At 71.5% G+C, this 17,745-nt stretch carries 15 protein-coding genes; 1 reads left to right on the top strand and 14 read right to left on the bottom strand.

Going from position 1 to position 17,745, the window contains the following annotated elements; genetic code table 11:
- Window positions 1-4 precede the first annotated feature (4 nt).
- The 6 genes from ispG to ACQPXD_RS07710 form a co-directional block, all read right to left on the bottom strand.
- The gene (gene ispG / locus ACQPXD_RS07735; protein ID WP_432836194.1) at window positions 5-1,171 is read right to left on the bottom strand and encodes a flavodoxin-dependent (E)-4-hydroxy-3-methylbut-2-enyl-diphosphate synthase; all 1,167 of its coding nucleotides are present in this window, start codon (window positions 1,169-1,171) and stop codon (window positions 5-7) included.
- Between the two features lie 40 nt (window positions 1,172-1,211).
- Window positions 1,212-2,507 (bottom strand): M50 family metallopeptidase, encoded by a 1,296-nt coding sequence (locus tag ACQPXD_RS07730; RefSeq protein WP_432836192.1) that lies wholly within the window; start codon window positions 2,505-2,507, stop codon window positions 1,212-1,214.
- Window positions 2,507-3,700 carry a 1-deoxy-D-xylulose-5-phosphate reductoisomerase gene (gene dxr / locus ACQPXD_RS07725; RefSeq protein ID WP_432843701.1) on the bottom strand — a complete coding sequence of 398 codons (1,194 nt, stop codon included), beginning with the start codon at window positions 3,698-3,700 and terminating at the stop codon, window positions 2,507-2,509. Before dxr ends, ACQPXD_RS07730 begins: the two co-directional genes overlap by 1 nt.
- A gap of 1,090 nt (window positions 3,701-4,790) precedes the next feature.
- Window positions 4,791-6,020 carry an aspartate--tRNA(Asn) ligase gene (aspS, locus tag ACQPXD_RS07720; RefSeq protein ID WP_432836190.1) on the bottom strand — a complete coding sequence of 410 codons (1,230 nt, stop codon included), beginning with the start codon at window positions 6,018-6,020 and terminating at the stop codon, window positions 4,791-4,793.
- 227 nt (window positions 6,021-6,247) lie between these two features.
- Window positions 6,248-6,949 carry a DUF2786 domain-containing protein gene (locus tag ACQPXD_RS07715; protein ID WP_432836188.1) on the bottom strand — a complete coding sequence of 234 codons (702 nt, stop codon included), beginning with the start codon at window positions 6,947-6,949 and terminating at the stop codon, window positions 6,248-6,250.
- Between the two features lie 8 nt (window positions 6,950-6,957).
- Window positions 6,958-8,544 (bottom strand): Rieske 2Fe-2S domain-containing protein, encoded by a 1,587-nt coding sequence (locus tag ACQPXD_RS07710; RefSeq protein WP_432836186.1) that lies wholly within the window; start codon window positions 8,542-8,544, stop codon window positions 6,958-6,960.
- Between the two features lie 136 nt (window positions 8,545-8,680).
- Between ACQPXD_RS07710 and ACQPXD_RS07705 the strand changes: the two genes are divergently transcribed.
- Entirely contained in the window at window positions 8,681-8,899 is a 219-nt protein-coding gene (locus ACQPXD_RS07705; RefSeq protein WP_432836184.1) for a DUF2631 domain-containing protein, read from the top strand.
- A gap of 223 nt (window positions 8,900-9,122) precedes the next feature.
- Here ACQPXD_RS07705 and ACQPXD_RS07700 read toward each other — a convergent pair whose 3' ends face one another.
- The 8 genes from ACQPXD_RS07700 to ACQPXD_RS07665 form a co-directional block, all read right to left on the bottom strand.
- The gene (locus ACQPXD_RS07700; RefSeq protein WP_432836182.1) at window positions 9,123-10,244 is read right to left on the bottom strand and encodes a DivIVA domain-containing protein; all 1,122 of its coding nucleotides are present in this window, start codon (window positions 10,242-10,244) and stop codon (window positions 9,123-9,125) included.
- Window positions 10,241-11,473 (bottom strand): 23S rRNA (adenine(2503)-C(2))-methyltransferase RlmN, encoded by a 1,233-nt coding sequence (gene rlmN / locus ACQPXD_RS07695; protein WP_432836180.1) that lies wholly within the window; start codon window positions 11,471-11,473, stop codon window positions 10,241-10,243. Before rlmN ends, ACQPXD_RS07700 begins: the two co-directional genes overlap by 4 nt.
- Before the next feature lie 74 nt (window positions 11,474-11,547).
- A complete protein-coding gene (locus ACQPXD_RS07690; RefSeq protein WP_432836178.1) occupies window positions 11,548-12,510 on the bottom strand; it encodes a phosphatidate cytidylyltransferase in 963 nt (320 codons plus the stop codon).
- Window positions 12,510-13,067 carry a ribosome recycling factor gene (gene frr, locus ACQPXD_RS07685; RefSeq protein WP_432836176.1) on the bottom strand — a complete coding sequence of 186 codons (558 nt, stop codon included), beginning with the start codon at window positions 13,065-13,067 and terminating at the stop codon, window positions 12,510-12,512. The genes ACQPXD_RS07690 and frr overlap by 1 nt, the downstream gene beginning before the upstream one ends.
- The gene (gene pyrH / locus ACQPXD_RS07680; protein WP_432836174.1) at window positions 13,064-13,855 is read right to left on the bottom strand and encodes a UMP kinase; all 792 of its coding nucleotides are present in this window, start codon (window positions 13,853-13,855) and stop codon (window positions 13,064-13,066) included. Before pyrH ends, frr begins: the two co-directional genes overlap by 4 nt.
- An 87-nt stretch (window positions 13,856-13,942) precedes the next feature.
- Window positions 13,943-14,770: a translation elongation factor Ts gene (gene tsf / locus ACQPXD_RS07675; protein WP_432836172.1), complete on the bottom strand. Its 828-nt coding sequence runs from the start codon at window positions 14,768-14,770 to the stop codon at window positions 13,943-13,945.
- Window positions 14,771-14,805: 35 nt separating this feature from the next.
- Entirely contained in the window at window positions 14,806-15,633 is an 828-nt protein-coding gene (gene rpsB, locus ACQPXD_RS07670; RefSeq protein WP_432836170.1) for a 30S ribosomal protein S2, read from the bottom strand.
- A gap of 931 nt (window positions 15,634-16,564) precedes the next feature.
- A complete protein-coding gene (locus ACQPXD_RS07665) occupies window positions 16,565-17,701 on the bottom strand; it encodes a phage holin family protein (protein WP_432836168.1) in 1,137 nt (378 codons plus the stop codon).
- Between the last annotated feature and the right edge of the window lie 44 nt (window positions 17,702-17,745).

The raw sequence follows: 17,745 nt of genomic DNA, 5'->3' as shown, positions 1-17,745 counted from the left end.
CCGGTCAGTGCACGGTCACCGAAGGCCCGAGCCCGCGCAGCTCCTCGGGCAGCTCCATGCCCTGCTCCTCGGCCAGCCGCAGGGCCTCCTCGACCAGGGTCTCGACGATCTGCGACTCGGGCACGGTCTTGATCACCTGGCCCTTGACGAAGATCTGGCCCTTGCCGTTGCCGGAGGCGACGCCGAGGTCGGCCTCGCGCGCCTCGCCGGGCCCGTTGACGACGCAGCCCATGACCGCGACCCGCAGCGGCGCCGGGAAGCCGTCCAGGGCCGCCGTGACCTGCTCGGCGAGCGAGTACACGTCGACCTGGGCGCGGCCGCACGACGGGCAGGAGACGATCTCCAGGCCCCGCTCGCGCAGGCCCAGGGACTCCAGGATCGCGGTGCCGACCTTGATCTCCTCGACCGGCGGCGCGGACAGCGAGACCCGGATGGTGTCGCCGATACCCTCGGCGAGCAGCGCGCCGAAGGCGACCGAGGACTTGATCGTGCCCTGGAAGGTCGGGCCGGCCTCGGTGACGCCGAGATGGAGGGGGTACTCGCACTGCTCGGCCAGCTGCCGGTACGCCCGGATCATGACGACCGGATCGTTGTGCTTGACCGAGATCTTGATGTCGCGGAAGCCGTGCTCCTCGAACAGCGAGCACTCCCACAGCGCCGACTCGACCAGCGCCTCGGCGGTCGCCTTGCCGTACTTCTCCAGCAGGCGCTTGTCCAGGGAGCCCGCGTTGACGCCGATGCGGATCGGCACGCCGGCGACGGAGGCGGCCCGGGCGATCTCCTTGACCTTGTCGTCGAACTGCCGGATGTTGCCCGGGTTGACCCGCACCGCGGCGCAGCCGGCGTCGATCGCGGCGAAGACGTACTTCGGCTGGAAGTGGATGTCGGCGATGACCGGGATCTGCGACTTCTTCGCGATCGCGGGCAGGGCCTCGACGTCGTCCTGGCTGGGCACCGCGACCCGCACGATCTGGCAGCCGGACGCGGTGAGCTCCGCGATCTGCTGCAGGGTGGCGTTGACGTCCGCGGTGAGGGTCGTCGTCATCGACTGGACGGAGACCGGTGCGCCGCCGCCGACGGGCACCGGGCCGACCATGATCTGACGGGACTTGCGCCGGGGCGCCAGCGGTGGCGGCGGCACGGCGGGCAGGCCGAGGCTGACAGCGGTCATGAGATTGCGCCCTCTACCTTCGCAGGTTCTACTTCAGCGGCTATTTCAGGGTGATCGGGTTGACGACGTCGGCGGTCACCGTCAGCAGGACGAAGACGCCGAGGACGCCGATCACGCCCAGGGTGATCGGTGCCAGCTTGTAGTAGTCGACCCGGCCCGGGTCGGGGCGGCCCATCCGGGCCGCGATCCAGGACCGGACCCGCTCGAACCAGGCGATCGCGATGTGCCCGCCGTCCATGGGCAGCAGCGGGAACAGGTTGAAGATGCCGAAGAACAGGTTGAGGGTGGCGAACAGGAATAGCAGCGACGCCCAGTCGCCGAGCTCGAACAGCTCGCCGCCGATGCGGCTGGCGCCGACGACGCTGACCGGAGTCTCCGGGTCGCGCTCACCGCCGGTGATCGCCTGGACCAGGTTGGGGATCTTGTCGGGGATGGTCTTGAACGACGCGAACGTGCGCTCCACGAGCGTGGCCGTGGCCGATGCGGTCTGGCCGGCGCCGTCGACCGGCCCGTAGCGCAGGGTCGGCAGGTCGGTGCTGCGGATGTCGACGGTGATCCCGAGCATGCCGCCCCGCTCCAGGTCACCGGCGCCGACCTGGTCGGCGGTCTTCTGCACGCCCAGCTTGAGCCGCTGGGCCTCCGGGATCTCGGCAGTCCCGCTGCGGGTTTCTTCTCCGCGTTTGTACTGCACTGTCACGGTCTTGCCGACGTCGTCCTTGAGCTCGTCCCGCAGCGCCTGGTTGCCGCCGACGGCGTGCCCGTCGATGCTGAGGATGACGTCACCGGGCTGCAGGCCGAGCTGGGCGGCCGGGCTCTTGGGGTCGCTCGCCGGGTCGCACGCCTTCTGCGACTTCGTCTGCGGGTCGTAGACGAACGTCGGGCTCACGCACTGGCTGACCGCGCCGACGCGCACGGGCACCTGGTTGTAGTACCGCGCGTCGGGAACCCCGACGAACGAGAAGAGCACCCACAGCGTGACCAGCGCCAGCGCGAAGTGCGTGATCGAACCGGCGGCCATGACGATGGTGCGTTTCCACACCGGGTACCGCCACATGGCCTTCGGGTCCTCCGAGCCGGACTTGCCGGTCTCGGGGTCGATGTCCTCCTCGTTGGGAGTCATCCCGACGATCTTGACGAACGCGCCGAACGGCAGCGCCTTGAGACCGTACTCGACGCCGTTGCGCTTGAACGCGAAGATCGTCGGGCCGAAGCCGATGAAGAACCGGGTCGCCTTCATACCGAACCAGCGGGCGGACCAGAAGTGCCCACCCTCGTGCAGCGCGACCGCGATCAGAATGCCCACGGCGAACACGACGATGCCCAGCGCGAAGGTCATCAGGCCCCTCTCCGGTCGGCGCCCGCCGCGATGAGCGCACGGGCGTGGGCCCGCGCCCAGGACTCGGCGGCGAGCACGTCATCGACGGTACCTGGTTCGGCGAAATCCGGTGCCTCGGTGAGCGTGCGCTCCAGCGTCTCGACGATGCCCAGGAATGGCAGCGCGCCGGCCGTGAACGCGGCCACACACTCCTCGTTGGCCGCGTTGAAGATCGCCGGCCGGCACCGCCCGGCCTCCCCCGCCGCCTTGGCCAGCCTGACCGCCGGGAACGCCTCGTCGTCGAGCGGCCACAGCTCCCAGGTGTGCGCCTTGGTCCAGTCGACCCCCGCGGCGGCCCCGGGCACCCGATCCGGCCACCCGAGCGCGAGCGCGATCGGCAGACGCATGTCGGGCGGGCTGCACTGCGCGAGCGTGGACCCGTCGGCGAACTCGACCAGCGAGTGGATCACCGACTGGGGATGGATCATGACGGCGATGTCGGAGTACGAAATCCCGAACAACTCATGCGTCTCGATCACCTCCAGCCCCTTGTTCACCAGCGTCGCACTGTTGATCGTGACGACCGGCCCCATGTCCCACGTCGGGTGCGCGAGCGCCTCCTGCGGGGTGACCCCGACCAACTGCTCGCGGGTCCGCCCGCGGAACGCGCCCCCCGACGCGGTGAGCACCAGCCGCCGCACCTCACCCCGACTCCCGCCGCGCAGCCCCTGGGCGAGCGCCGAGTGCTCGGAGTCGACCGGCACGATCTGCCCCGGCGCGGCCGCCGCCCGCACCAACGGACCCCCCGCGACGAGGGACTCCTTGTTGGCCAGCGCCAGCACCCGCCCGGCCCGCAGCGCCGCGAGCGTGGGCGCCAGCCCGAGCGACCCGACCACCCCGTTGAGCACCGTGTCACACGGCCACTGCGCGAGCTCGGTCATCGCGTCCGGCCCGGCGAGGATCTTCGGCAGCCGGAAGTCACCGCTGGCCCACCCCCGCCGCTGTGCCTCGGCGTAGAAGGCGAGCTGGAGGTCCTGCGCGACGCTGGCCCGAGCCACGCCGACCGCCTCGACGCCGAGCTCCAGCGCCTGCCGGGCAAGCAGGCCGACGTTGCCGCCGCCCGCACCGACCGCCACGACCCGGAACCGATCCGGATTGCGCCGAACGATGTCGATCGCCTGCGTGCCGATCGACCCGGTGGAGCCGAGCAACACGATTTCGCGGGGTGTCACTCCCTCATTGTGTCAGGCCCCGCCGGAAGGCGCCCCAGCCGTTCGCCAGGGGGCCACAGCCACCGCAAAACCCCACCCCACACCCACCCTCGGCGCCACCCCATCACCCCCCCCAACGCAACCCCGCCCGCACTCCTCACCACCACACCGAGTCCGCGCAGGCATTAACTCTCCACGAACAGCCAAACTCGCCACGCACACCAACGCTTTTCCATGATCGCGGAGCGAATATGTACCTATAGGTACCATATGTCTCCACGATCATGACAAACCGCCATCTCGGACCGGCGACCCGCATGATCACGGAGACTTTTCGTCCACTCCGCCCACCCGGCCGCCCGCACCCTTGCCCCAGACGCGACCGCCCACAGGCATCAGCACGGGGGCGCGCCTCCTGGGGGCGCGGACGCCGAGAACGCCGAAGCGGACAGCGGGCGCGGAGGCGCGGCACGGGCGCGGAGGCGCGGCACAGGCGCGGAGGCGCGGCACGGGCGCGGAGGCGCGGCACGGGCGCGGAGGCGCGGCACGGGCGCGGAGGCGCAGGCGCGGCGAACCGGGCCGGGCGCGGAGGCGCAGAGATTCGCGGGCGAAAAGGCCGAGGACGCGCCACGGGTGTGGGGCGTGCAAGCGCGGCTACAGGGCGCAGGAGCAGCTGCGGGGGGCGCGCGGACGCGGAGGCGCGGAGGCCCACCCGGCCGCGCGCCGAGGCGCGGAGGCGGAGCCGGGCGCGCGGGCGCGGGGGGGCGTGGAGCAGGGCCGCGCGGGCGTGGAAAAGCGGGCGCGCGGAGGCGCGGAGGCCCATCCAGGCGTGGGCGCGCGGAGGCGCGGGCCACCAGCGGGTGGTCCTATGTGGACTCAAGCCGGAACGCGGCCGGGGGAAATCCCCGCCGGCCGCGTCCACTCATAGCTTCGCCCACCCCCGCCGGACATGCGCAACAGCGGTCTGAGCTGGGCAGATGCGATTCGCGCCAGGCGCGATCCCATCCATCAGCGCGGTGAATCCCAGATGCCGTCCCCGTTCGTACGCATGTTTCAATTATAGATCATCGGACATGTTTCGGCAATCGAATTACTAGGGGGTTAGGCGGTGGAGGTCGCGTGGGAACAAGGTCGTCTCGCGGACGTTCGCGGCGCCGGTGAGGCGGGCCAGGAAGCGTTCCAGGCCGATGGCGAAGCCGCCGTGCGGGGGCATGCCGTGCCGGAAAGCCTCCAGGTAGCCGTCGAGGGGCTGGGCCTGCGGGCCGAGTGCCCGCAGGTAGTCGGCGTAGCGGTGCAGGCGCTGGCCGCCGGTGACCAGTTCCATGCCGCGGAAGAGCAGGTCGAAGGAGTTCGACCAGCGCGGGTCGGACGGCTGGGGGTGGGTGTAGAAGGGGCGTTTGGCCATCGGGTAGCCCTCGACGTAGACGAGGTCGGAGCCGTGTTCCCGCAGCGCCCACGCGCCGACGGCGCGCTCGTGTTCGGGGGCCAGGTCGGGCTCGTCGGCGGGGGCGCCGGCCAGCCGCAGGGCCTCGGTGAAGTGGACGACCGGGATCTCGTCGGGGATGCGCACCGCGTCCAGGGCGGCCGCCTCGGTCATCGCGCGTACCACGCTGGTGAGCACGGCCATCACGTCGCGATGGTCGCGGATGAAGCCCAGTTCGGCGTCGAGGGAGGTGTACGTGGCCAGGTGCCGCGACGTGTCGTGCGGCTCGGCCCGGAACACCGGGCCGGCCTCGTAGACCCGCTCGAAGACCCCGACCATCGTCTGCTTGTAGAACTGCGGGGACTGGGCGAGGTACGCGGGGCGGCCGAAGTAGTCGAGGGCGAACACGTTCGCGCCGCTCTCGGTGGCGGTGCCGACGATCTTCGGGGTGAAGACCTCGGTGAAGCCCAGGGCGTCCAGGGTGGCCCGGAAGGCGGCGACGGCCGCCGCGGACGCGGCGAACACCGAACGGCGGGCCGGGTGGCGCAGCGTCACGGCGGCGTGGTCGAGCAGCGCCGGCAGGCCCGCCTCCACGGTGGGCCGGAAGAGCTCGACCGGCGGCGGTTCGGCCTCCGAGAGGACGTCGATCTTCTGGTACGCCACCTCGAACCCGCCCGGCGCGACCTCGTTGGCCACCACCCGCCCGGTGACCTCGACCACGGACTCCTCGGCCGGCACCGGCACGCCCGGGGGCACGACGACCTGCGCGAGCCCCGCGCGGTCGCGCACGATCAGGAACGTGACCCGGGCCAGCTCGCGCCGGCGGTGCACCCAGCCGGCGAGCCGGATCGTGGCCGCCGGGTGCCGGGCGAGCTCGGCCGACAACACGCGGTACGACATGGAAAAACCACCTCCTGGAAGGACTGCTCCCCGGAGGTGTGGGCGATGGGGCCGGTCGCGGTGCCACCACACCTTCGCCGCGGCGGGACTGCCGCGGCCTCTCGGCCCCGATGACGGGAGGCCGGACCGGCGGGGCATCCACGGCGGTCGTCACTCGCCGCCCCGCACCCACCAGGGTGCCGGGCCGGGCGCGATCACGCGACGCAATTCCGCCGGATGCAGCGGAGTCAGTGCCCCGAGGTCACCTCGGCCCGCCGGGCCCCGTCCACCCGGGCGCCGCCCAGGTCGGCCCGCTGGCCGGCGGCGCTGCCGGCCTCGAAGCCGCCGCCGCTGAGCCGCCGGCGGCGGCCGGTGCGGATGTTCGGGTAGTGCTCGGCAACGGCCAGGTCGACGGCGCGCTCGCGGTCGGCGAGGACGAGGGCGGTGCCCGGCTGCGCGGGCTCGTCGGTGCGCGCGGCCGCGGCGAAGCGCTGCGCGACCGCCGAGCCGAACCCGACCAGCCACGAGCGCCGCCACGCGGCCGGCTGCTCGCCGGGCGGCACCGGCTCGCGCAGCACGCCCCGCGCGGCCTGCACCAGCAGCGAGGCGAACAGCAGCTCGACGCCGGCGACGTCGGACTCGACGCCGAACAGGTGCACGGACACGCGCAGACCCTCGGCGGTGCGCCGCTCGAGCCGGATCGAGCGGCACCGCAGCGCGGCCGCGACGACGTGGAGCAGGTACGCCTTCTCCCGCAGGTACGGCGCGGACAGCTCGACGAGCCGGTTGCCGACCACCGCCGGCCGCTCCTGCCGGGCGTCGAGCAGCGCCTGGTCGATGCCGTACTTGGCGATGATCGCCGCGGCCTTGGCGGTCAGCGCCTCGGCCTCCTCCGGCGTGCAGGCCGGGTCCTCCGCCTTGGCCAGCAGCTTGCGGACCTTGTCGAGCACCCGCGCGCCTACTCGCCGGCCGCCGCCGCGGCGGGCTCGGTGCCGGGGGCGGCGGGGGTGCCGGCCGGGCGGGAGCGCAGCTCGTGCCCGACGCTGGTCAGGCAGCGCCCGCTGGGCAGGTCGAACTTCCAGCCGTGCAGCTGGCAGGTGAGCGTGTTGCCGTCGATGATCCCGAAGCGGGTCAGGTCGGCCTTGAGGTGCGGGCAGCGCCGCTGCACGACCCAGTCGCCGAGCTTGATGTCCTCCGCGTCGGGCTTCTGCTCGGCGAACCAGCCCTCGGCGTACTGCAGCCGCTCCTCGGACAGGCACTTGAAGAACGAGTAGACGAACTCGTTGTACTGGCCGATGCGCGCGGCGGAGAACCGGCAGGACAGGAACAGCGAGTTGACCCAGTCGACCTCCTCGATGAACAGGAGGTGCTCGATGAGGGCCCGTTGCGTCCGGAAGCGGTACCGCACCTTCTCGTCGGCGTAGGCGCGCACCTGCTTGCCGGGGAAGTCCACGACGATCGACTCGACGGATTCCCCGTCGTACCCCACGAGATCGAAACGGACCGGGCCGCCGACGCCGTTGGCGAGGTAGACCGACTCGTCCAGGAGCGGCTCGATGCGCCGCTGCATCTCCTTGAGCACGTCGACCTCGGGGTGCCGCCAGGTCGCCTTGGCCGCCTCGATGACCGGCCGCTTGCGCTCCCGCATCTCCTCCAGGTGCTCGCGCTTGTGCGCGAAGAACTCCCCGACGTCGACCGGGTGCTCGGCGGTCGCGCTCTCGGCCGTGAGCGTCATCACGGAGCCGGGCAGCAGGACCGTCGAGTTCGTGCCGCCGGCCTTGGCGTATTCCTGCTGGAACACCCACTGGTCGGGGAAGATGTTGCCCTCGTCGCCGAAGATGTCGTTGAACTGCCACAGCTCGTCGTCGAGGAAGCAGGGCGGGCCGGCGATGGGCACCACGTGCGAGGCGCCGAGATCGGCGATGTACCGGAAGGTGCGGTCGAACTGCCGGTCGCGCTTCTGCTTGCCGAAGGCGCGCTTGGCGGCCTCGGGCAGCTCGTACACCATCGGATACCAGATGGCGCCGGAGAACTGCAGCAGGTGGGCGTGCACGTGCCCCAGCGCGTGGAAGGTGGTCAGGTCGGTCGGCCGGGCGTCGTTCTGGTTGAGCACCCGCACGCCGTCGTACTCGACCCACAGCGACGAGTCGCCGATCGGCCCGTCCGTCGGCGACGTCAGCGCCTGGATCATGATCTTCAGGCCGCCGTCGAGCTCGTGCACCTCGTTGGAGACCGTCTCCAGGAACCGGGTGAAGCCCAGCTCCTCCAGCTCGTCGCGCATCTCGCTGGTCGGGAACGCGGGCAGCAGCACGGTCGCCCGCTTCGACACGAACCGCTTGAGGTGCTCGGCGTCGAAGTGGTCGCGGTGCAGGTGGGAGACGTAGAGGTAGTCGCAGTCGCCGAGCGCCTCCCAGTCCAGCCGGGAGTTGTCGGGGAACGGGAACCACGATGCGAAGTAGGCGGGGTTGACCCACGGGTCGCACAGGATACTCCCGGCCGGCGTGTCGATGCGCAGGCTGGCGTGGCCGGTCCCGGTGATACGCACCGCTTTGTCCTCCTCCATGTGGTACCCGTCCCACCGACGCTACCGGACCGACCCGCGCCCGTCCCGGCCGGTGCCGCATGCCAGACTGCTTGTGGAAAGCACGTTCGACCGCCGCGCAGCCCCGAAAGGACATGCCGTGTCCGAGCACGAGCCCGTGACCTCTCCCGACCAGCACAAGCCGGGTCACCCGCGGGCGGCCCGCATCGGCGCGGCCGTCTCGGCGCTGATCCTGCTGTCGATGTTGATCGGCAACCACCGCGGCCGGGTCGAGGACGTCTTCCTCATCATCGGCGCCGTCCTGCTCGTGCTCGCCCTCGTCGGCGACTGGGTCCTGCGCCGCAACGGCCTGCGCTGACCCGGCGCCCGGAATCGCGAACTGCGCCCAAAGAGACGGATAAGTCCAGACACTTCGTGTCCGGACTTATCCGATTTATACCTTATTTCGGTTCCGGGCGGCTTGCCGCAATCGCCGGCACGGCCCGGCGGTCGCAAAGTCACGCCGCGTAATGGTCAAGAAAGTGTCGTATAACGAACTGAGGGCGCCCCCACGGGGGCGCCCTCAGCAATAGATCGATCGGTCAGCGACGCCGGGTCACGATGTCGCGAACTTCCTTCAGCGCCGCGTCGACCTCGGCCTCGAAGTACCCCCCGGGCACCAAATTGAAGTGCGACGGGTCCAGGTCGCCGTCGGTCAGCGGCCCGCCACGGCCGGACAGCGAGGCCATCACGCCCTCGAAGAGCCGGTCGACCTGGGCGCGGTCGTAGCCGCTGCCGAAGCGGCGCAGCTGGAACGTGCGCCGCAACTGGTCGATGCGGGCGACCTCGGTCGACTGGTGCACCATCGGCGGCGCGGCCGGGGGCGCGCCATACGGGTCGGCGGGGGCACCGTAGGGATCGCGCTCCGGCGGTGCGCCATACGGGTCGCGGTCGGGCGGGGCGCCATACGGGTCACGGTCCGGGGGGCCGCCATACGGGTCGCGGTCGGGGCCGCCGCCGTAGGTGCCCGGCTCGGGCCGGTCCATGCGGATCTCCGCGGTCATGTCGCCGCGCGGGACACGCGGGCCCTGGTCATACGGGCCGCGCTCGTCGTCGAACGCGCCGCCGTAGGTCGGCTCGTCGTAGCGGCCGTAGACGCCGGGCGGCGGGCCGGCCGGCGCGGGGGCGGGCCGGGGCGGCAGCGGGGCGCCGGGCGGCGGCCCCATGCGGTCCATCGGCGGGGGGGCCATCCGGTCCATCGGGGGCGGCCCCATGCGGTCCGGCGGCGGGCCCATGCGGTCCATCTGCGGCGGGCCCATGCGGTCGGGCGGCGGGGTCATGCCGACCCGGTCGGGCATGCGCTGCGGCTCCATGCGCTCGGGCATACGCTGCGGATCCATGCGGTCCGGCATCCGCTCGGGCGGCATGCGCATCTCGCCGCTGCGCGTGTCCAGGGGCCGGCCACCGAACCCGGCGCCGCTGCCGCGCTCCTCCAGCTCGGCCAGCTGGCGCTCGACGCGGTCCAGGTGCAGGTCGACCTGCCACTCGTCGTAACCACCGAAGCGCACCCGGAAGACCACGTCGTGGACCTCCTGGGCGCTCACCGGCGCACCCGTCGGGTCTCCGGAGAGGGTGGCCTCCACCCGGTCGAGGAACGAGTCGACCTCGTCGACCTTGTATCCCCGCCGCATCGCACGGCGCCGGAACCGCTGACCCTGACTCACTGTGTCTCCTCGTTCGCTCGCCGTGCTAGCAAGCCGTCTTCTCCCACCTTGCCACCTCCGGAGGCGGCAAGCTGCCCGCAGGCTCCGTCAATCTCCCGACCCCGCGTGTCACGCACCGTAGTGGGAACACCGGCGGCCCGGAGTCGCCGGACGAACTCCTGCTCAACCGGCTTGGGGCTCGCGTCCCACTTGCTGCCCGGTGTCGGATTGAGCGGGATGAGATTGACATGTGCGAGACGGCCGGACAAGAGCCGACCGAGCAAATCCGCCCGCCACGGATGGTCGTTCACATCCCGGATCATTGCGTATTCAATGGACACCCGCCGACCCGTGCGCGCCGCATACTCGAACGCGGCATCAAGCACTTCGGCGACCTTCCAGCGTTGGTTGACCGGTACGAGCGTGTCGCGCAGATCATCATCGGGTGCGTGCAGCGACAGCGCAAGCGTCACCGACAGCCCCTCCTGCGTCAACCGCCGCATCGCGGGGACGAGCCCCACGGTCGACACCGTGATGTGCCGCTGCGACAGCCCGAGGCCCTCCGGGGCGGGCTCGGTGAGCCGGCGCACGGCCGCGACCACCCGGTTGTAGTTGGCCAGCGGCTCGCCCATGCCCATGAACACCACGCGGGAGAGCCGGTCCGGGCAGCCCGGCAGCGCGCCGCGGGCGGTGAGCCCGGCGAACCACACGACCTGGTCGACGATCTCCGCCGTGGACAGGTTGCGGGTCAGCCCGGCCTGGCCGGTCGCGCAGAACGGGCACGCCATGCCGCAGCCGGCCTGGCTGGACACGCAGACGGTGACCCGGTCCGGATACCCCATCAGGACGCTCTCCACCAGCGAGCCGTCGTGCAGGCGCCACAGCGTCTTGCGGGTCGTGCCGTTGTCGGTGGCGAGCTCGCGCACGGGCTCCAGCAGCCGCGGCAGCAGCGCGCTGGTGATCGCGGCGCGGGTGCGGGCCGGCAGGTCGGTCATGGCCTCGGCGTCGCGGACCAGGCGGGCGAAGTAGTGCGCGGAGACCTGCCCGGCGCGGAACGCGGGCTCCCCCAGCTCGGCGACGGCGGCGCGCCGGCCGGCGAGGTCGAGATCGGCCAGGTGGCGCGGGGGCGCCTGGGCTGGGCCGCCTCTGCGGAGCCCCGGCGGGCCAGCCTGGGCGTCCAGGGCGGCGCGGCGGCCGTCAGCGGTGGTGCCGGGCGCGCTGGACAGGTTGATTACGGGAAGCTGCGTCATGAGGGTTCCAGTGTCCCATGCCGGACCGCATGATCTGTAAGACCGCTGACCAGCGCGGAAGGGCGACGGAGTGCCTAGCTCGGGCTCCACGGCACCAGGAAGGCGAGCACCGCATACGCCGTCGGCAGCGCCAGCAGTACCGAGTCGAGGCGGTCCATCAGCCCGCCGTGCCCGGGCAGCAGGTTGCTCATGTCCTTGACGCCGAGGTCCCGCTTGATCAGCGACTCGCCGAGGTCGCCGAGGACGGAGGCGATCGACACGGCCACGCCGAAGATCGCGCCGTGCCACCAGACCGCGTCGTCGAGCAGCAGCGGCAGGGCGAGCGCGCTGCCCGCGCCGGTCCAGAACACCGACCCGGCGAAGCCCTCCCACGACTTGGCCGGGCTGACCGACGGCGCCATCGGATGCTTGCCGAGGAAGACACCGGTGGCGTACCCCCCGGTGTCCGACAGCACCACGGCGAGGATGGTCACCAGGACCCGGACGCTGCCGTCCTGCGCCGGATAGGCCAGCAGCGCGGCGAACGATCCCAGGAAGGGCACGTAGACGGCGATGAGCGCGCCGGCGGTGACGTCACGGGAGTAGTTGGCCACGCCGTCGGCGAAGCGCCAGACGAACAGCAGCAGCAGCGTGGCGAGCAGCCCCAGCGGCAGCCGCTCGGCGCCGCCGAACCAGGCCAGGCTGACCATGAGCGGCGCGCCGATGAGCAGCGGTACCAGCGGCGGCTGGGCCTTCCGCACGCTGACCGCCCGGACCATCTCCCACACGCCGACCATCACGGCCGCGATCACGAGCCCGAGGAAGAGCCACTTCCACACGAACAGGGAGACGACGACCAGGCCGCCCAGGCCCGCGCCCACCCCGATGGCGGCCGGCAGGTTGCGGCCCGCCCGGCTCTTGCGCTGGGGCTCCGGCACCTGGGGTACCGAATCATCCGGGTTTGTGCCGTCGATCGGCTCGGGCGCGGCATCGTCATCCTGCCGCGCCCGCGTCGACGACGGGTCGGGGGCCCGGTGTGCCCGGTCGAGATGGGCCATCAGACCTCGAGTAGCTCGGCTTCCTTGTGCTTGAGCAGCTCGTCCACCTGCGCCACGAACTTGTGCGTCAGGTCGTCGAGCTCCTTCTCCGCGCGCCGGACCTCGTCCTCGCCGGCCTCGCCGTCCTTGACGATGCGGTCCAGCTCCTCCTTGGCCTTGCGGCGCACGTTGCGGATCGCGACGCGGGAGTCCTCCGCCTTGTTGCGGGCCACCTTGATCATGTCGCGGCGCCGCTCCTCGGTCATCTGCGGCAGCACGATCCTGATCTGGGTGCCCTCGTTGTTCGGGTTCACACCCAGGTCGGAGTCCCGGATCGCCTTTTCCATCGCACCGAGCTGCGACGTGTCGTACGGCTTGATGATCGCCATGCGCGGCTCGGGGATCGCGATCGAGGACATCTGCGGCAGCGGGGTCGGGGTGCCGTAGTAGTCGACCATCACCTTGCCGAACATCGCCGGGCTGGCGCGGCCGGTACGGATGACCGCGAACTCCTCCTTGGCGTGCTCGATCGCGCGCTCCATCTTCTCTTCGGCCTCGAAGAGTGTCTCTTCGATCACGTGGTCTGTCCTCCTCGATCCGGGACGGGCTCGGCGGTGATGAGTGTGCCGATCCTCTCACCACTCAACGCCCGCGCGACGTTGTCCTCCCCCTCCGCGCCGAAGACCAGCATCGGCAGCGCGTTCTCCTGGCAGAGGCTGAACGCGGTCTGGTCCGCCACCCGCAGCCCCTGCCGCAGTGCCTCGGCGAACGTCAGATGGTCGAGCTTGCGCGCGGTCGGATCGGTGCGCGGGTCGGCGGTGTACACGCCGTCGACCCCGTTCTTGCTCATGAGCACCGTGTGCGCGTGGATCTCCAGGGCGCGCTGCACGGCGACCGTGTCGGTGGAGAAGTACGGCATGCCGGCGCCGGCGCCGAAGATGACCACACGGCCCTTCTCCAGGTGGCGGATCGCCCGGCGGGGGATGTATGGCTCGGCGACCTGGGCCATCGCGATCGCGCTCTGCACCCGGGTGTCGATGCCCTCCTTCTCCAGGAAGTCCTGCAGCGCCAGGCAGTTCATCACGGTGCCGAGCATGCCCATGTAGTCGGCGCGCGAACGGTCCATGCCGGCCCGGGACAGCTCCGCGCCGCGGAAGAAGTTGCCGCCGCCGACGACGACCGCGACCTGGACGCCGCGGCGGACCACCGCGGCGATCTGGCGGGCCATGAGGCGGACCACCGTGGGGTCGACGCCCACCGCGCCGCCCCCGAACACCTCACCGGAGAGCTTCAGCACGACGCGCCGCGCCCCGATCGGGACGGGGGTCAGGGACTGCCTGGCCGCTTCGACGGCGGTGTTCGTCATGTGGGCACCCTTCTGCGACGTTGTGAAAAGGGGGTCACGCCCCAACCCGGTGGACCGTGACCCCCTCATTTCCCGTTGTACTGCCGATCAGGCCTGGCCGACCTCGAACCGCACGAACCGCGTGACTTCGATGCCGGCCTCCGCCAGCACCTGCTTGACGGTCTTCTTGTTGTCGCCGACCGACGGCTGCTCGATGAGGACGAAGTCCTTGAAGAAGGCGTTGACCCGGCCCTCGACGATCTTGGGCAGCGCCGCGGCGGGCTTGCCCTCCTCGCGGGCCGTCTCCTCGGCGATGCGCCGCTCCGACTCGACGACGTCGGCGGGAACCTCGTCGCGGGTCAGGTACTTCGGCCGCATGGCGGCGATCTGCATCGCCACCCCGCGGGCGTCGGCGACCGCCGCCTCGTCGGTCTTGCCGGTGAACTCGACCGCCACGCCGACCTGCGGCGGAAGGTCGGGGCTCTTGCGGTGCATGTAGATCGCGACCGGCTCGCCGAGCACCGCGATCCGGTTCACCACGAGCTTCTCGCCGATGCGGGCCGACTCGGCCTGGATCAGGTCGGCCACCGTGGCGTCGCCGATCTTGGAGTTGAGCAGGCCGTCGACGTCGGCCGGCTTGATCACGTCGACCTGCTGCGCCAGCTTCTGGCCAAGCTCGACGAACGCCTCGTTCTTGGCCACGAAGTCGGTCTCGCAGTTGATCTCGACCAGGCCCGTGCCGTAGTGCGCGACCAGGCCGTTGGCGGTGGTCCGGCCAGCGCGCTTGCCAACGTCCTTGGCGCCCTTGATCCGCAGGAGCTCGACCGCCTTGTCGAAGTCACCCTCGGCCTCTTCGAGCGCCTTCTTGCAGTCCAGCATGCCGGAGCCGGTCAGTTCGCGGAGCCGCTTGACGTCAGCGGCGGTGAAGTTGGACATGACTCTCTCTCGCTCTGTGGGTTACGCCTGGGCGGTTATGCCTGGGTGTTGTCTGCGGCGGCGGGGGCCGCGTCGCCGGACTTGGCGCCCTCGAGCAGCTCGCGCTCCCACTCGGCGAGCGGCTCGTCGCCGGCCACCACGCCCGGCTCGGGCTTCTGGTCGGCCCGGGTCGCGCGCCCGGACCGGGCGATGAGACCGTCGGCGACGGCGTCGGCGACCACCCGGGTCAGCAGCGCCGCGGAGCGGATGGCGTCGTCGTTGCCGGGAATCGGGAAGTCGACCTCGTCGGGGTCGCAGTTCGTGTCGAGCACGGCGATCACCGGGATGCCCAGCTTGCGCGCCTCGTCGACCGCGATGTGCTCCTTCTTGGTGTCGATCACCCAGATCGCCGAGGGCAGCTTCTGCATGTCGCGCAGGCCGCCGAGCGTGCGGCTCAGCTTGGTCTGCTCACGGGACAGCTGGAGGGTCTCCTTCTTGGTGTACCCCTGTGCGGTACCCGTCAGGTCGAGGCTCTCCAGCTCCTTCATGCGCTGCAGCCGCTTGTACACCGTCTGGAAGTTCGTCAGCATGCCGCCCAGCCAGCGGTGGTTCACATACGGCTGGCCCACCCGCGTCGCCTGCTCGGCGATCGCCTCCTGAGCCTGCTTCTTCGTGCCGACGAACAGCACGGAGCCGCCCTCGGCCACGGTGGTGCGGATGTAGTCGTACGCCTTCTCGATGTAGTCGAGCGTCTGGCGCAGGTCGATGATGTAGATGCCATTGCGCTCGGTGAAGATGAAGCGCTTCATCTTCGGGTTCCAGCGGCGGGTCTGGTGCCCGAAGTGCACGCCGCTCTCGAGCAGCTGGCGCATGGTTACGGCCATGGTGTGCGGGATCCCTTCGATCCTGGTTGTACGGCGGACCGGTCGGACCGCCGTCCTGGCGCCCGGTCGTCGGCCGTCTCACCCGTCACGCACGCTGCGTTTGCTTGCCGGCGTGTCTATCGGGACCAGGGCGGCCGCCGCCCTTGAACGCTCACCCGGCGCGGGAAGAAGTGCGGCGGGCTAAGGGAGGGCGCGCGAGGTCGACCACACGGTGTGCGGTCGCCGGAGGAAAGTGTACGCGCCGGTCGGCGCCGCCCTGGAATCGGCCCGGTCGCGTGGCGTTTGTCCAGGTTTCGTCGTGCTTGGGAAATTTAGCTGTTCCCGGGCCCGCTGGACGGCTGGGGCCTGTATCGCAGTCAGTCACAGCCATTCGTTGATCGCGGCGATGTGCACCGCGGTTTTCGTAGCCCCCCCGGTGCGCCACCCCGGTCCGCGACGGCGCGGATGCGCTCGACCCGCACCCCACCGCGTGGCACCGCTGGCGGGGTTACGGGGTCAAAGCCGGTGCCCGGCCGCCTCCGACCCCGGCTTGCGCCCTCCCAGGCCGCCAGGATCCAGCGGCCGACTCAACCCCGCCGATCCACAGCGGCGCGACCCCCAGCGGCCCCGCCCGCCGCGCGCGGCGCTGGCGACCCCCTGCGCGGCCGGTCCGGCGTTTTGCTTCCGCGATCATGCACCGGACGCGTCCACTGGCCGGGATCCTTATGATCGCGGAGTGATAGTGCCGCTCCTGGTACATCATCGCTCCACGATCATGGAGATCCCACCATTCGGGACGCTCCTCGGCATGATCACGGAGAGAAAGCGCCGCCGGGGGCCCCTTACGGTTCCTGGTCGTTCAACCAACGACCGGAGACCGCGCTCATTGCCGATCTCGACACGCCCGAACCTCAGCGCGGTCCGCCACCACCGCCGACTTCGACACAAGCCCCTAGGCGGCCAGTCCGGCGGCCACGAAGAGCAACAGCGCCACCGGCAGGTACGCCAAGGGCGTCCGCAGCCACCCGCGCACCCCGGGCGACGCCGCGGCCGCCCCGCCGATCAGCCCGTACAGCCCGATCGCGAACATCGGCACGGCCGGAATCATGAACATCCCGGCCAGCGTGCCTCCCGCCTCGATCTTGTCCGCCGTCATAGCGGCGAGGAACAGCCGCAGGACCGGCACCTCGAACACGACCGCGAGCAGCCCGAGCGCGATCGCCAGCCCCGGCTGCTTGCTGTGGTACACCGCCCCGCCCGGCTCACCCGCCGCCCCACCCGGCTGCGGCGCCGGAACGGCCGCGGTCAGCGCGGTCGGCGCCACGAACGCACTCGGCGGCGCCCCGGTCGGCCCGCTCGACACCGGCACTGAATTCCCGGGCCCCCCACCCACCCCCACCCCGCCCGCCCCGCTTCCTCCGGCACCCGGCCCGCCGGACACCGAGCCGGGCATCCCGGGCATCCCGGACACCGGCCCGGCCCCACCGGCGCCCAGCGGCCCTAACGCCCCTGTTCCCAGCGACCCGGTCGCACCAGACCCCAGCGGCCCCGACGCGGCACCGAGCTGCCCGGAGCCCTCGAACCCGGGGGTGCCGTAGGCCGGTAACCCCGACACCGGCGCACCCGACGTGGTCAGCCCGGACGCCCCGCCTCCCGACACGGGCCGCTGCAGCGAGCCGCGGTCGATCGCCTCGGACCTCCGCGACCGCCGCCCGTACTCACCGGACAGCTCCCCCGGGTCCCCGGCCCGCCCCGCCGGCGCGCTGAACTGCCCGCTCGGGCTGTCGCCGTAGCCCAGCGGATCACCGCCGCGGCCGCCGCGGTACCCGTCGCCGTACTCCCGCTCGTCCGCATACCTGGCCGGCGAGTACCCCCGGTCGTCTCCGTACCCGCGGTCGGCGCGGTCGGCGTCGTCACGGGCGCGCGAGTCCCGGGAGCGATCGTCCCAGTCCCGGTCGTCGCGCCCACCGGCGTCACGCATCCGATCGTCACGGCGGTCGTCGTACCCGCGATCGTCGTACCCACGGTCGTCCGCGTACCAGCGGGAATCCGCATCCGGGTCCTGGGGGAAGTTCCGGCGTCCATCCACGGTGCGTCACGGTAGGCCCTCCGCAAGATCCTCGCCACTCGGCA

The organism is Dactylosporangium sp. CA-092794 (assembly GCF_050948465.1).
Taxonomy (GTDB): domain Bacteria; phylum Actinomycetota; class Actinomycetes; order Mycobacteriales; family Micromonosporaceae; genus Dactylosporangium.
Note: the sequence above shows the minus strand (reverse complement) of the source record. Positions and strands in the feature narration are given on the sequence as shown.

Bases quoted from the DNA above. Each gene is read 5' to 3' on its own strand.
- pyrH (WP_432836174.1), bottom strand. From the start codon at position 13,855: ATGACGAACACCGCCGTCGAAGCGGCCAGGCAGTCCCTGACCCCCGTC.
- ispG (WP_432836194.1), bottom strand. From the start codon at position 1,171: ATGACCGCTGTCAGCCTCGGCCTGCCCGCCGTGCCGCCGCCACCGCTG.
- rlmN (WP_432836180.1), bottom strand. From the start codon at position 11,473: ATGACGCAGCTTCCCGTAATCAACCTGTCCAGCGCGCCCGGCACCACC.
- aspS (WP_432836190.1), bottom strand. From the start codon at position 6,020: ATGTCGTACCGCGTGTTGTCGGCCGAGCTCGCCCGGCACCCGGCGGCC.
- ACQPXD_RS07730 (WP_432836192.1), bottom strand. From the start codon at position 2,507: ATGACCTTCGCGCTGGGCATCGTCGTGTTCGCCGTGGGCATTCTGATC.
- ACQPXD_RS07690 (WP_432836178.1), bottom strand. From the start codon at position 12,510: ATGGCCCATCTCGACCGGGCACACCGGGCCCCCGACCCGTCGTCGACG.
- rpsB (WP_432836170.1), bottom strand. From the start codon at position 15,633: ATGGCCGTAACCATGCGCCAGCTGCTCGAGAGCGGCGTGCACTTCGGG.
- tsf (WP_432836172.1), bottom strand. From the start codon at position 14,770: ATGTCCAACTTCACCGCCGCTGACGTCAAGCGGCTCCGCGAACTGACC.